Genomic DNA, 13,866 nt, shown 5'->3' with positions numbered 1-13,866 from the left:
TCAGTACGCCTCACCGAGGGAGTCCTTGGCGTTGCCCGTGTCGTAGTCACGGTCGGAGATGATGACCTTGTCGGGGATGGGCTGGCCGTCCAGGAACTTCTGCGCGGTCTCGAAGGCGAGCGGGCCGAAGCGCGGGTTCGACTCGATGACCGCGTGCAACCAGCCGTCGGCGATGCCCTGCACGGCGCTGCGGGTGCCGTCCACCGACACGATCTTGATGTCGCCGGCCTCCTTGCCCGCGCCCTTCAGCGCGGTCACCGCGCCCAAGGCCATCTCGTCGTTCTCGGCGTAGATGCCGTTGATGTCGGGGTTGGACTGGATGAGCTGTTCGGTGACCTGCTGGCCCTTCTCGCGGGCGAACTCGCCGGTCTGCTCGAACGAGATCGTGATCCCGGGGGCCTTCTCCTTGATCCGGTCCTTGAAGCCGTTCGTGCGCTCGGTGGTGACGTTGTTGCCGGGGGCGCCGAGCAGGATGGCGACCTTGCCCTTGCTCGCCAGCGCGTCGATCATGCGGTCGGCGGCGCGCTTGCCCTGCTCGTAGAAGTCCGAGCCGATGAAGGTCAGGTAGTCGCTGCACGCCTTGGCGTTGATCTTCCGGTCCACGGTGATGATCGGGATCTTCTTGGCGGCGGCCTGCTGGAGCACCGGCTCCCAGCCGTCGGAGTTCAGCGGGGCGATGACCAGGAGCCGCACGCCTTGGGCGATGAGCTGCTGGACGTCGGTGATCTGCTTGGAGAACTGCGACTGGGCGTTGGTGACCTTGAGGTTGGTGATGCCGAGCTTGGCGGCCTCGTCCTTGATGGACTTGGTCTCCGCGATGCGGAAGGGGTTGGCCTCCTTCTCCGACTGGGAGAAGCCGACGGTGGCCGTCTTGAGGTCGAACTTCGTGCCGCCGAACTGGGTGAGCGTGCACGTGGGCCCGGCCGCCGTGCCCGACGGGCTCTGCACGACCTGCTGGCCGGCCGTGCTGGTGGCGGCGGGGGCGCTCTGCGGCTCCTCGGCCTTGGCGCAGCCGGCGGCGGTGAGGAGGACGGCCAGTGTTAATGCGGCTGTCCGGATATGGGGGGTCATCGCGTTTCCTTTCCTATCAGGTACGGCGCCCGGGCCGCAGGGGCCCGGGCGCGGTTCGGGTCAGCCGCAGGCGGGGTCGATCGCGCCCGTCAGCGCCTTCTGCGCGTCGTGGACGCGCTTCACGTCGGGCTTGGTGATCGCCCTGTCGTACGTCATGAGGCCGTTGATCTCGGTCTCGACGTCTGTGGTCTGGGTGTAGATGGCGGCGCTGAGCTGCTCGCAGGCGTGCAACCTGGCCAGCTCGCCGATCATGTTGACGTAGCGGGTGGTCAGGGACTCGGGGTCGGGCTCGACCGCGTAGCCCCAGCCGCCGCCCGACCAGGTGTGGCCGACCACCGGCAGGGCCAGGCCGCCGTACTCGCCGATCACGTTCGCCCTGGCGCCGGCCGGTTTGCCGGGGTTGCCGGGGCCCGGGTAGATGTGGAAGTCCTTGACGTCGCCGTTGCCGCCGTCCACGGCGCCGCAGCAGTTGATGCCGCTCATGTTGTTCACCAGGCGGGAGGGGTCCCAGCTCTTGACCAGGTCGGCGATGCGCGCCTGGTCGTACTGGCCCCAGCCCTCGTTGAACGGCACCCACATCACGATCGACGGGCTGCTGCGGTGCTGGTCGACCAGCTCGCGCAGCTCGGCCTCGAACTGCGGCCGGTCGTCGGTGCGGAAGGCCGACGGCATGTCCTGCCAGACCAGCAGGCCCAGCTTGTCCGCGTGGTGGTACCAGCGGTCGGGCTCGACCTTGACGTGCTTGCGCACGGCGTTGAAGCCGAGGGCCTTGGTCTGCTCCAGGTCGTGGCGCAGGGCCTCGTCGGTGGGCGCGGTGTAGATGCCGTCGGGCCAGAAGCCCTGGTCGAGCGGGCCGATCTGGAAGACGGGCTTGCCGTTCAGCAGGATGCGGTTGCCGGAGACGGCGATGGAGCGCATCCCGAAGTACGACTCGACCTTGTCGTGCTTGAGCCGGACCTCCAGGTCGTACAGGTGCGGGTCGTCGGGGGACCACAGCTTCGGGTTCGGCACCGGCAGCCTGAGCTCCTTGCCGACCTGACCGGTGACCCGGCCGACCACGCGCCGGCCGTCCCTGGCCACGACGGTGGCGCGGCCGGGCGAGCCCTGGACGGTCACGTAGAGTGCCTGGCCGCGCAGGTCGGGGACGGTGTCGACACGGTCGACGCGGTCCTTGGCGACCGGCTCGATCCAGACGCTCTGCCAGATGCCGGAGTTCGCGGTGTACCAGATGCCGCTCGGGTCGAGCCGCTGCTTGCCGATGGCCTGGGTGCCGGTGTCGGTGGGGTCGTACACGCCGACGACGAGCTCCTGGGAGCCGCCGCGCTTGAGCGCGGCGGTCACGTCCGCGGTGATCCGGCCGTAGCCGCCCTTGTGGGTGGCGACCTGCTTGCCGTTCACGTAGACCGCCGACTGCCAGTCCACGGCGTCGAGGTGCAGCAGCAGCCGCTCGCCGCGCCAGGTGCGCGGCACCTCGAACGTCCTGCGGTACCACATGCGCTCCTCGTGCCGCCCGATACCGGACAGCTGCGACTCCACCGGGTACGGCACGACGATGCGCTCGCTCAGGTCGCGGCCGAACGGCGCGGCCTCGCCCTCCTTGGCGGCGGCGAACTGCCAGGTGCCGTTGAGGCTGCGCCAGCGGTCCCTGACGAGCTGCGGCCTGGGGTACTCGGGCAGCGGGTTCGCCGGGTTCACGTCGTCGGCCCACTTGGTACGCAGGACGTAGGTGGAGGCGTTGACCACGTGCGCGAACGGGTAGGCGGCCAGCGGCGTGCCGTCGGTGTAGGTGATGCCGGCGGTGCCGTCGTAGGAGGTGCGGACGGTGCTGCCCGCCTTGGACGGGACCGGATATTTCAGCTTGAGCTCGACCGTTTCCGGACTTTTCATGACTGCGGAGGTCACCGGCCAGGCGGCGCCGCCGACCGTGACGACCAGCTTCCCGGCGGCGTTCGCGGGCAGCGCGCTCAGCGGCTTGGCGTACGTCAGCGTCGCGACGTCACCGGCCTGGTTCAGCCTGGCGTCGTAGGGGCCGTCCGGGCGGAAGTCCTCCGGCACGGTGAGCGCCGCCATGGGCACGATGGCCTTCGGCTGGCTCGGGCTCTGCCAGCGCAGCCGCAGGTTGGCCCCGCCGAAGTGCTCGAAGTACTCGATCTTGAGGTCGTACTTCCGGCCCGCTTCGAGGGCGATCGGGGTGCCGGTCTGCTCGCGGTCCCAGTCGTCCACCCAGTGGTCGATGATCGGCTTGCCGTCCACCCAGAGGCGGTAGCCGTTGTCGCCGATCATGGTGAAGGTGTAGGTCTCGGAGTACTTGGCCTGGATCTGCCCCGTCCACCGGACGCTGACGTCGTCCTCCCTGCCGGTCAGCAGCTTGAACGTGGGGTTGAGATCGGTGAGCTCCAGGTTGGGGTCGATGATGCTCGCCTTGAGCTCGGCGAAGTCGAACTTCCCCGCCCCGGAGGCGAGGTAGTAGTCGCCGCGCAGCCCGTTCCGCTCAGGGGCGGCGGCAGTGGCAGCAGCGGGCACGGGGGCGGGCATCTGCCATAACACGGACACGAGGACGGCCAGCAGCAACGGAAGGCGCTTACGCACGGGGGGTCCTTTCGAAACGCGCCGATCAGGTTCGGACAGCTTTTGACCCTGACACGCTCCAAAGTAAGCATCGATGGACCGAGCCGGTCAAGATTTCCGATCAGATTCGTTCCCATTCGGTCAGAGGTGAACTCATGTTGGCGCGTCCTCTATGATCGGGACGTGAGCGACACGCAGAGCGACGGCCGCAGGCCGGTGTTCGCCGCTGAGCGCCGGCAGCGCATCCTGGAGCTGGTGCGTGCCAACGGCGCGGTGTCGCTGCGCGAGCTCGCCCAGGCCGTCCACTCCTCCGAGGTCACCGTCCGCCGCGACCTGCGCGCGCTGGAGTCGGAGGGCCTGCTCAACCGGCATCACGGCGGCGCCACCATGCCGGGCGAGCTGTCCCGCGAGGCCGGCTACGCGCACAAGGTCTCGCTCGAGTCCGCCGAGAAGGCGGCCATCGCCGACCTGGCCGGCGCCCTCGTCGAGGACGGCGACGCGATCGTGGTCGGCCCCGGCACCACCACGCAGGAGTTCGCCCGCCGCCTGACCAGGCACTCCGAGCTGGCGGTGGTGACCAACTCGCTGCTGGTGGCCCAGGTGCTGGCCGGCTCGCCGCGCATCGAGGTGATGCTGACCGGCGGCACGCTGCGCGGCTCGATCCTCGCCCTGGTCGGCAGCGCGGCCGAGCACTCATTGGCGGGGCTGCGGGTGCGCAGGGCGTTCATCTCGGGCAACGGCCTGACCGCCGACCGCGGCCTGTCCACGCCCAACATGCAGGTGGCGGGCGTCGACCGGGCGCTGGCCGGGGCCGCCGAGGAGGTCGTGGTGCTGGCCGACCACACCAAGATCGGCGTGGACACGATGGTGCAGACCGTCGCCGCCGACCGGATCGACCACCTCGTCACCGACGATTCCGCCTCCCGCGACGTGCTCGACGAGCTCAGCGCGCGCGGTGTGCGCCTGCACGTTGCCCAGTTCTGATCGAATGTGACAATCCCGTTACTATAATGTTTCCTTCCTCGACCACCATCGAGGCGGAGGCAACCGTGCTACAGGTGGCAGGCGTTCTCAAGACCTTCCAGGGTGTGACCGCCCTCGACCACGTCACCCTGACCGTGCGCTCCGGCGAGGTGCACGCGCTGGTCGGCGGCAACGGGGCGGGCAAATCCACGCTGGTGAAAGTGCTGTCCGGCGTCCACCGGCCGGACGCGGGCGAGCTGCGCCTCCTCGGGGAGCCGGTCAGGTTCGCCGGTCCCGCCGAGGCGAGGCGGGCCGGGATCGCCACGATCCATCAGGAGACGAACCTGGTCCCGACCATGAGCGTCGCCCGCAACCTCCTGCTGGGCCGCGAGCCCAGAAGCCGGCTCGGGCTGATCGACTCCGCGGCCGTGCACGCGCGCGCCGAGGAGACGCTGACCGCGTACGGGCTGCGGGTGGACGTGCGCCGCCCGCTCGGGTCGCTGGGCGAGGGCGCCCGCCAGCTCGTCGCGCTGGCCAGGGCCGCCTCCGCGGACGCCCGCCTGGTGATCATGGACGAGCCCACGTCGGCGCTCGAACACGCCGAGTTGGAGACCCTGTTCGGGGCCGTGACGAGGCTGCGCGAGCAGGGCCGCTCGGTCGTCTACGTGACGCATCGGCTGGAGGAGCTCTACGGCATCTGCGACCGCGTCACGGTGCTGCGCGAGGGCCGGGTCGTGCACACCGGCCCGCTGGCCGGGCTCGACCGGCTGCGGCTGGTCTCGCTCATGCTGGGCCGGCCGTTCCATCCGGTGGAGCCCGCGCCCGAGCCCGGCGTGGCCGGCCCCGGCGCCGGGTCCGCCGACCTGCCCGTGCTGGAGGCCAAGGGCCTGACCCGTCACCACATGCTCGACGGCGTCTCCCTGGCCATGCGGGCGGGCGAGGTGGTCGGGCTCGGCGGGCTGCTCGGGGCCGGGCGCAGCGAGACGGCCAGGGCGATCGCGGGCGCGCTGCCGGTGGACGCGGGCCAGGTGACGGTGGCGGGCGCGCGATCGTCCTGGCCGGCCCGCAAGTGGTCGATCAGGAGCGCCGTACGGGCCGGGGTGGGGCTCGTACCCGAGAACAGGAAGACCGAGGGGATCGTGCCGACGCTGTCGGTGCGCGACAACATCGCGCTGGCCGCCCTGCCGCGCCTGTCGCGGGCGGGGATCGTGTCGGACGCGCAGGTCGACGGCATCGTGGCGACGTTCATGAAGCGGCTCGGGATCAAGGCGGTCTCACCGCGCCAGCCGGCCGGGGAGCTGTCGGGCGGCAACCAGCAGAAGGTGCTGCTCGCGCGCTGGCTGGCCATGCAGCCCAAGGTGCTGCTGCTGGACGAGCCGACCAGGGGCGTGGACGTGGCGACCAAGGTGGAGATGCAGGCGCTGCTGGACGAGCTGGCCGTGGGCGGGCTGGCGATCCTGCTCATCTCGTCGGACGTGGGCGAGCTGGTGGAGAACTGCGACAGCGTGGTGGTGCTCAGGGACGGGGCGATCACCGAGCAGCTCAACGGGCCCGAGGTCACCGAGGACCGCCTGCTGGCGGCCCTGGCGAAGGACTGACCCGGCTGTGGACCGAGCTCTGACGACACGAGCTTCCTGCCTCGGCAAGCCCAGCCACGCCGACCAGTGAGGGGTGCCCCTCCTCTCGCATGACGAAAGGATCCAGTGCTGTGCCGGCTCTGCTACGCCGCGCTTCCGCTCAGGTGTTTGTGGATGCGTCCACCGTTGACCTGACCGGCGAAGACCTGGTGACGGAATTCGAGTGGGACATGACCGCGACGGGCCTGGTCGAGGCCGACCCCGATGGCGACGGCGCCCGCATCCTGTGCGGCCAGGAAATCGGCGGCATCGTCGTCACCGCCGAGCTGTGGGACGACGCCCCACCCTTGACCGCCGACGGCTGGCAGGACGTCGCCGAGGTGTCCGTCGCCTGGCGATCGGCGTTCATGGACTTCGCGACGACGGACGGCAGCGAGAACCCGGCCAAGCAGCTGGAACTGCCCGGCCCCGGCGATTACCGGCTGCGTGTCCACGGGCGCAACCGCGACGACGGCGATCCGCGAGACGATGGCGACCCGATCGAGGAGTACCTGATCCAGGTGTGGCCCGCCCCGCAGGACAAGCCCGTCATGGTCAAGTCCACCAGCGAGACCGCGGCCTTCTGGAGAACGCGGTGACGTCGCCGACGCCCGGTCAGCGGTCACGCCGATGGCCGCTGTCGTGGGATGCTTCACGCCATGACCGCAGCCGGCAGAGAGCCGCAGCCGAACAAGCCGGAGCCGATAGACAAGTTGAGCTGGTTCGACCTGCTTGACCTGTCCAAAGGCCGCACAGGACTCCGGCATGTGGGAACCGTCGCTGTTGTCGGCGGCGTCCTACTGGCTCTGATTCAGGTGAATGGCGGCTTGGACACTCGAACCCAGGTATGGGTACTGATCTTCATGGGAATCGCCGTGGTCGGTGCGCTGCTCCGGATTGAAGCTGCCATCCGCGACCGATCCCGGCACTGACACAGGCCCTGGGCGACCGGTCGTCGGCGCTCTGACCTCCATCCCGATCGGCATCTGGATGAAAAGCGTCACCTGGGGCGCGGACGCTGGTTGCCGCCCCGCAGCGGCGCTCCTGCCTCCTCCGGCAGCCGGTGAACGAACCCGGACGAACGGCCGATCTCCGCGATCCCGCGGACCGAAGCCTCGCAGCCGGCTGGGCCGCTCCAGGCCGACGACGCAAGAGGGCGAAATGGTAAAAGCCACGCCCTGAAGGGGGCACCTCGTCGTACGAGCGGCCCTGATCATCACCGATTGGTGGATGAACCACAGAGGGCCCAGGTAGGCGGCCACCTACCTGAGCTACCCATGGCGGGGGCCCGGAGCATAAGGCTTGGCCGGCCGGTCTTGAGGCCCTTGATCAGGGGATGTACACCTCGTAGTAGAAGCCCGCCAGATAGGGGCCGCCTCCGCGGAACCAGTGGCAGTAGAGGAGCCCGGTGTATTGACCGTTCTGCGCAGCGTCCTGGAAGGCGAGGTCGCAGTCGGCCACGGTCTGGTAGGGGCCCTGCAGGTACCAGTCCCGTGTCGGCCAGCCCCCGGCGGCGAAGGCGGGCGCGGTACTGGCCAGGACACTGGCGCCCAGCGCCACGGCGAGTACGGCGAGTACGGCGGAATGTAATCGGCGGATCTTCATTCTGGGTGACTCCTCACATTCGGGAAGGAGAACACCTTCAGGTGATCACCGGCCACGAGCAATCGTCAAGGCCTGGATCAACGCAGCATCTCCCGCCGCTGGTCATAGCGCAGGCCCCCGCACGGTGGAAACCCCCGAACCATGATGAAGGGACGCGTGGACACGGCATGCACGCGCTGCGGCACGACTACGCCAGCGTGCTGCGCGATGCCGCAGAATCGGTCATGGTGCCGGCCGAGTACCTCGGACAGCATTCGCGCTGGTCAGACGGCTCTACGTGATCAGTAGACCGAGATGTGCGGATGGTCGTAGTGGTTGGCCGTCGTGCCGCCGCGGTCGGACATGGTCCGCCAGCCGCCCCGGCCGGTGTGCCAGATGCGCTGCCGGTAGATGATGTACATGATGCCCAGCCGCTTGGCGTTCTTGATCGCCCAGTTGGCGATCTCCTCGCCGCGTTCCAGCTCCGCCCCCGACGGCAGCGCGCCGCCCCGGCTCAGCATGAAGTCACAGGCCCGCCCGAGCGGATGCTCGCCACCGTCCTGGATCGCCCGGTAACACCCGATCCCGAACGGCACCTCGAACCGGTCCTGGATGAGCTGCTTGACCAGCCGCATCCTGGGCGTGATGTTGTCGGAGCCCTCGGGGAGCTGCGGCACCCAGGTGCCGTCGGAGCGCCGCACGCCCGGCGCCCGGTAGAGCTGGTCGATCTTGTCCTTGATCTTCTCGATCTGCCGCTCGGCCTTCTTCTTGCCCTTCTCCAGGTCGCCGACCGTCTCGGCGAGCTCCGCCGCGCGGGCCGCGGCCTCGTCCTTGGCCTGCTGGTGGGCGTCCCTGACCTGGGCGTAGCCGCTCAGCCTGGCGTTCTGGAGGTCCACCAGGTGCTGGACCAGCGCCAGCCGGCTGAGCATGGCGGAGGGGTCCTGGTTGCCGGTCATCAGGGCGATGCGGTTGGGCTCGCCCCCGGTGTACTCGGCGATGGCCATGGCCCTGAGCTCGCCGGAGTTGCGGTCGTAGACCTCTTGGGCGGTGGCCAGCTTCTCCTGCGCCGATTTCTCGGCCTTTTCCGCCTTCTGCTGGGCGATGCGGCTGTTGTAATAGTCGGTGATGAGCTTGTCCGACTCCTTCTGGAGCGCGGCCAGCTCTTTCTTGAGCTGCTTGACCGTGGGCTTCGGCGCGGCCGGCGCGGGCGTCGCGGACAGCGGCACCAGAAGGACCGCGGTCAGGGCGGCGGCACTACGCCACACGATGGACGTACGGGCTGGGCCGCGCAACCGGTCGGCGGGAGACGCAGCCGCCACTCTTCTCCTTACCCAGAGCCGCAGGGCAGGTTCCGGTCAGGAGTTATTCAGGCCGGGGGGACGCCCTCTATCCGAGGCTGATAGTAGGGGATCAGCCCTCCTGGCATGCAACTTATGACTTTTCCCGATCCCGTGACCTGCGTACCCTTCGGGCGACGATGTGCCGTCCGAGCAGGGCCGAGCCGGGCACCACGACCAGCCCCAGGAGGCTGGTGCCCAGCCCGAGATCGACGTCGGCGTCCAGCAGCCCGTCGCCGTCGCCGCCGAGCAGCGGCACGTCGACCGACACCTTGACCGACAGGGAGATCAGCGGCTCTTTGTTCTGGGTGGGCGGGGGCGTGCTGGGGTCGGGCGCTCTGGTGGTCGGGGGGCGGGTGGCGGGCGGGTCGCTGGCAGGCGGATCGCTGTCGGGCGGGTCGGGGCGCTCGGTGGGCGGCCGCGTGGTGGGTGGCCGGGTCGTGGGCGGCGCGCTGGTGGTCGGGCGCGTGCTCGGCTCCGGGCGGCTCGACCGGGTCGGGTCCGGCGAGCCGGGGGGCGGCAGCGGGCCGCCGGTGGCGGGCGCCGTGGGGTTCGCTGTGGGATTCGCCGTGGGATTCAGGCTCGGCTCGGCGATGGAGATGATCGGCGGCGTGCCCGTGGCCGACTCGTCCGGGGCCGGCGTCGGCGAGCCGGGGTCCCCGCTGCGCGGGGTGGCCGGGGGCGCGGACGTGGCGGGCGGGAGCGCGAGGCCGGGCCCCGGCTCGGGGCCGGAGTCGTTCCAGATCACGAACGCCGCCACCACCGCCGCGGCGGTCGCCAGCACCAGCCCGCCGGTCACCGCGATCTTGGTGGCGGGCGTGAGGGTGGTGTGGACCATGCTCGTGCTCGCGCCGTCCTCGGCAACCGGTTGCGGCCTGGGCATCAGCGCGACGAGCGGCACGGCCAGGATCCCGAGCCCGGTACGTCCGCGCAGCTCCCACTCGTCCCCGTACGCGTCGAGCGCGGCCTCCTCGACCTCCTCCAGGAACGCCTGCGCGGACTCGGGCCGCCCCGCGGGATCCTTGGCGAGGCCGTGCTCGACCAGCCCGCGCAGCGGCATCTCGACGTCGTCCAGGGCGGGCGTGACGTGCTGGTGCTGGTAGGCCAGGGCGGCCACGTTCCCGCCCTGGAAGACCCGGTGGCCGGTCAGGCATTCGAAGAAGACGAGGGTGGCGGCGTAGACGTCGCTCGCCGGGCTGGCCGGGGCGTCGTCCCACTGCTCGGGCGCCATGTAGGTCGGAGTGCCCGCGAGCGAGGCGGTCTCCCCGAAGCGCGCGGCCACCCCGAAGTCGACGAGCTTGCTGTCGCCCTCCTGGGTGATCATCACGTTCTCGGGCTTGAAGTCGCGGTGCACGACGCCGTGCCGGTGGGCCTCCGCCAGCCCGAGCAGCGCCCCCTTGAGCACCGAGAGCGCGGCCTCCGGGCCCGTCCTGCCCTCGTCCTCCAGCAGCCGCCGGAGCGTGATGCCCTCGACCAGCTCCATCACGATGACGGCGTCGTCGGGCGCCTCGACGTACTCCAGCAGGCGGGCGGTGTGCGGGCTGTCGATCTCCCGGATGACCATCGCCTCGGCCCTGAACCGGGTCACGAACGCCCCGTCCTCGCGCAGCGGGTCCGACAGGTGCTTGATCGCGACCGCCAGGCCGTCGGAGTCGCGTACGGCGAGCATGACCCGGCCTGTCCCGCCGTGTCCGAGTTCCCGGATCTCCGTGTAGCCGGGAACTTCCATGGGGGACCTCCTGACGGATAAAGATCCTTATGTCAGGACGCTATCCCGGCGTCACACGCCGTGTCGAGCCCCTTCGCGGGAGTGACCGCCCCCCTGCTGCAATCGGTATTTTTACTACTTCTTATAGTAGGTTCGTGTCTCTTACCGATCATCTACGGCACTGGCTCGGCGCCTGGCCCCCCGAGGAGAAGCTGCACGTCACCGGCTCTGACCGGCGTACCTTGCCGGCCTGGGACGGCATCGTCCATCCCGCGCTCGGCGTGGGCACCCCGGACGGCGCGGTCCTGTCGGTGGCGCCGGAGCACGTGGCCCGCGTGACGGCCGCGCGGACGCTGGCGGAGATCCCGAAGCTGGTCGGGTACGGCGAGCGCGGCTGGTTCGAGGCCGTCTACCGCTGGACCACCCGGCCGGCCCCGCTGGCGGACGCCGGCGACTGGGTGCCCGCCACCGCGCCCGGGGTGCCGGAGTGGATGCACGTCTTCGGGGGCGAGGTGCTGGTGGCCGTGGACCCGGGCACGGGCTCGCATCTGGCGGGGGTGGGGGTCAAGCGGCACGACGCGTTCGGGCACGAGCTCTCGGTGGTGACGGCCCCTGAGGCGCGGGGGCGCGGCCTGGCCAGGCGGCTGGTGGCCCAGGCGGCGCGGCGGGTGCTGGACGAGGGGGCGGTGCCGACGTACCTGCACGCTTTCACGAACGCGGCGTCGGCCGCGGTGGCCACCGCGGCCGGTTTCCCCGACCGGGGCTGGACCGCCTTCGGCATCGCCGAGAAGTAACCGGCGTCCCGGCCGGGGCCCGCGGGGTCAGGCGGCGGGGCGGGCCGGGCGGGTGGTCAGGTGGCGGCGGACGTTGCGCGCGGCCGAACGACCCGCGCGGTTCGCGCCGATCGTACTGGCGGAGGGCCCGTAGCCGACGAGCTGGAGCGCGGGCTCCTTGACCACCTGGGTGCCGTCCACCTTGATGCCGCCCCCCGGCTCCCGGAGGCGCAGCGGGGCGAGGTGGTCCAGGGCGGAGCGGAAGCCGGTGGCCCAGATGATCGTGTCCGCCTCCAGACGCCGCCCGTCCGCCCAGGCGACACCCTCCCCGGTGAGGCGCCGGAACATGGGCAGCCGGTCCAGCGCCCCCTTCGCCAGCGCCTGCCGCACGACGGTGCTGTAGCCGAGGCCGGTGACGCCGACGACGCTCTGCGGCGGCAGCCCGGCGCGTACGCGCTCCTCGACCAGGGCGACGGCCTCCCGCCTGGCGTCCTCACCGAAGTCGTCGTCCCTGAAGACGGGCGGCCGCCGCGTCACCCACGCGGTGGCGGCGGCGATCCCGGCGATCTCGGACAGCACGTGCATCGCCGACGCCCCGCCGCCCACCACGACCACCCGCCGCCCGGCGAACTCCGCCGGCCCCCGGTAGCCCGCGTAGTGCAGCTGCCGCCCCGCGAAGCCGGCCGCGCCCGGATAGTAGGGCCAGTACGGCCGGGTCCACGTGCCGGTCGCGTTCACCACGGCGGGGGCCGCCCACTCGCCCGCATCCGTCCCGACCACCAGCAGGCCGTCCCCGCCACGCCGGACGGACTCCACCCTGACCGGGCGCACGACGTCCAGCCCCATCCGCTCCTCGTAGGAGGCGTAGTAGGCCGGGACCACCTCGGCCGCGGGCCGCAGGCCGTCCACGCCGGGCTCCCGGTGCACGCCCGGCAGGTCGAAGATGCCGTGCACCTTGCCCATGGTCAGCGAGGGCGATCGGTGCCGCCACGCTCCCCCGGCGCCCTCGCCCGCGTCCAGCACGACCGGCTCGAACCCGAACCGGCGCAGGAAGTACGCGCTGGACAGCCCCGCCTGCCCGGCGCCGATCACCACCACCTCGGTCTCCTCCACGATGAGAGGAAACCGCCCGGACCCCCGGCCTCTTCCCGGCCCCCTGAGGTTGCCGTCCGACGTTATTAGGTTCCTCATCTAACTTTGACGCGGGCTACGCGTCCGCCGGGCCGATCACGGCCGGGGTGGAGTACCGTCCCGGCGCCGCCGCCTGGCAGCTCGTCGCCGGTGACGAGACCGCCCTGCCGGCGATCTCCGCCATCCTGGAGGCCCTGCCCGCGCGGACCCGGGTGCGCGCGCTCCTCGAGGTGCCGACCGAGGCCGGCGTCCAGCACCTGGACCTCCGGTGCGAGGCCGACACCACCTGGCTGCCGCGCGCCGGGGGCGGTCCTTCGCTGCTGGAGGCGCTGCGCGACGCCTCGTTCGACGCGAGCGACGGGTACGCGTGGGTGGCCTGGGAGAGCGGCGTGGTCCGCGACCTGCGCCGGCACCTGCTGCGGGAGCGCGGGTGGGACGGTGATCGCGGCTGCTTCGGCGGCTACTGGAAGGCGGGCTGAACGCGCGGGGTGACAGCGTCGGGCGTGCGTGGTTTCCTATGACACGTTCGCGTGTGGCGCTCCCCTGGCCGCGGCCTTCCGGGGGTGTCAGGAGCCCGGGGGTCAGCACAGCCGAGGGGGATCCAGTGAGCGATGAGGTTGCCGCCGCGCAACTCCCGCCCGATGCCGAGAACGCGCTGGTGGCCGAGCTGGCCCGGCTCGTGCTCGAGGAGAGCGCGCCGGAGGAGCTGGTGCTCTTCCAGGAGAACGCGGCCGAATACTTCCGCGACCCCCGGGCCGTGCCGGCCGCCCGGTCCCGGGACGAGCCGGTCGGCTTCGGCCTCGACCTGGTCATGCTGACGCCGTACGTGCTGGCGGTTTCCGTGCCGGTGGTGCAGTTCCTGGTCACGACGATGGCCGAGGCGGTCGCGGCGGAGTCCGCGACGCACGTGGTCGGTCTCGTACGCCGGCGCTTCCGCCGCAAGGAGGCGGCGCCTGCCCTGGACGCGGCGCCGGGCGGCGTCGAGCCGCTGAGCAGGGAGCAGCTGCGGGAGGTGCGCGAGGTCGCCTACCGGGCGGCCCAGGGGGTCAAGCTCGGGGACGAGCAGGCGAAGCTCCTCGCCGACGCCGTGGTGGGCGGGCTGGTCGCCCGGTGAG

The 13,866-nt window shown here is 71.1% G+C and carries 13 protein-coding genes and 1 pseudogene; 7 read left to right on the top strand and 7 right to left on the bottom strand.

Features of this window, described 5'->3' with window-relative positions:
• The gene (locus ABEA43_RS42645) at positions 1-948 is read right to left on the bottom strand and encodes an ABC transporter substrate-binding protein (protein WP_345571315.1); all 948 of its coding nucleotides are present in this window, start codon (positions 946-948) and stop codon (positions 1-3) included.
• Between the two features lie 183 nt (positions 949-1,131).
• Positions 1,132-3,660: a PA14 domain-containing protein gene (locus ABEA43_RS42640; RefSeq protein ID WP_345571313.1), complete on the bottom strand. Its 2,529-nt coding sequence runs from the start codon at positions 3,658-3,660 to the stop codon at positions 1,132-1,134.
• A gap of 162 nt (positions 3,661-3,822) precedes the next feature.
• On the opposite strand from ABEA43_RS42640, the gene ABEA43_RS42635 reads away from it, so the two are divergent.
• The 4 genes from ABEA43_RS42635 to ABEA43_RS42620 all read left to right on the top strand — a co-directional run bounded on the left by ABEA43_RS42635 (position 3,823) and on the right by ABEA43_RS42620 (position 7,150).
• The gene (locus tag ABEA43_RS42635) at positions 3,823-4,623 is read left to right on the top strand and encodes a DeoR/GlpR family DNA-binding transcription regulator (protein ID WP_345571311.1); all 801 of its coding nucleotides are present in this window, start codon (positions 3,823-3,825) and stop codon (positions 4,621-4,623) included.
• A 74-nt stretch (positions 4,624-4,697) separates the two neighbouring features.
• A complete protein-coding gene (locus tag ABEA43_RS42630) occupies positions 4,698-6,200 on the top strand; it encodes a sugar ABC transporter ATP-binding protein (protein ID WP_345571309.1) in 1,503 nt (500 codons plus the stop codon).
• A gap of 149 nt (positions 6,201-6,349) precedes the next feature.
• Complete coding sequence (locus tag ABEA43_RS42625; protein ID WP_345571307.1) at positions 6,350-6,817, top strand: hypothetical protein; 468 nt, start codon at positions 6,350-6,352, stop codon at positions 6,815-6,817.
• A gap of 60 nt (positions 6,818-6,877) precedes the next feature.
• Complete coding sequence (locus ABEA43_RS42620) at positions 6,878-7,150, top strand: hypothetical protein (protein ID WP_345571305.1); 273 nt, start codon at positions 6,878-6,880, stop codon at positions 7,148-7,150.
• A 68-nt stretch (positions 7,151-7,218) separates the two neighbouring features.
• Here the strand turns inward: ABEA43_RS42620 and ABEA43_RS68315 are convergent.
• From ABEA43_RS68315 to ABEA43_RS42605, 4 genes and pseudogenes are all read right to left on the bottom strand, one after another.
• Positions 7,219-7,323 (bottom strand): annotated as a pseudogene (locus tag ABEA43_RS68315) (helix-turn-helix domain-containing protein); the annotation flags it as partial.
• Between the two features lie 224 nt (positions 7,324-7,547).
• Positions 7,548-7,823: a hypothetical protein gene (locus tag ABEA43_RS42615; RefSeq protein ID WP_345571303.1), complete on the bottom strand. Its 276-nt coding sequence runs from the start codon at positions 7,821-7,823 to the stop codon at positions 7,548-7,550.
• Between the two features lie 281 nt (positions 7,824-8,104).
• Positions 8,105-9,121, bottom strand: coding sequence for a coiled-coil domain-containing protein (locus tag ABEA43_RS42610; protein ID WP_345571302.1), 1,017 nt, complete (start codon positions 9,119-9,121; stop codon positions 8,105-8,107).
• A gap of 112 nt (positions 9,122-9,233) precedes the next feature.
• A complete protein-coding gene (locus ABEA43_RS42605) occupies positions 9,234-10,868 on the bottom strand; it encodes a serine/threonine-protein kinase (protein WP_345571301.1) in 1,635 nt (544 codons plus the stop codon).
• Positions 10,869-11,002: 134 nt separating this feature from the next.
• On the opposite strand from ABEA43_RS42605, the gene ABEA43_RS42600 reads away from it, so the two are divergent.
• Positions 11,003-11,641: a GNAT family N-acetyltransferase gene (locus tag ABEA43_RS42600; protein WP_345571299.1), complete on the top strand. Its 639-nt coding sequence runs from the start codon at positions 11,003-11,005 to the stop codon at positions 11,639-11,641.
• 27 nt (positions 11,642-11,668) lie between these two features.
• Here the strand turns inward: ABEA43_RS42600 and ABEA43_RS42595 are convergent, their stop codons facing one another.
• Positions 11,669-12,733 carry an NAD(P)-binding domain-containing protein gene (locus ABEA43_RS42595; protein WP_345571298.1) on the bottom strand — a complete coding sequence of 355 codons (1,065 nt, stop codon included), beginning with the start codon at positions 12,731-12,733 and terminating at the stop codon, positions 11,669-11,671.
• A gap of 125 nt (positions 12,734-12,858) precedes the next feature.
• On the opposite strand from ABEA43_RS42595, the gene ABEA43_RS42590 reads away from it, so the two are divergent.
• Together ABEA43_RS42590 and ABEA43_RS42585 are read left to right on the top strand one after the other, a co-directional pair.
• Complete coding sequence (locus tag ABEA43_RS42590) at positions 12,859-13,230, top strand: siderophore-interacting protein (protein ID WP_345571296.1); 372 nt, start codon at positions 12,859-12,861, stop codon at positions 13,228-13,230.
• A 125-nt stretch (positions 13,231-13,355) separates the two neighbouring features.
• Entirely contained in the window at positions 13,356-13,865 is a 510-nt protein-coding gene (locus tag ABEA43_RS42585; protein WP_345571294.1) for a hypothetical protein, read from the top strand.
• The last annotated feature ends 1 nt before the right edge of the window (position 13,866 follow it).

This window comes from Nonomuraea rosea, from assembly GCF_039539705.1.
GTDB classification, from domain to species: Bacteria; Actinomycetota; Actinomycetes; order Streptosporangiales; family Streptosporangiaceae; genus Nonomuraea; species Nonomuraea rosea.
This window is presented reverse-complemented; position numbering and strand designations above follow the sequence as displayed.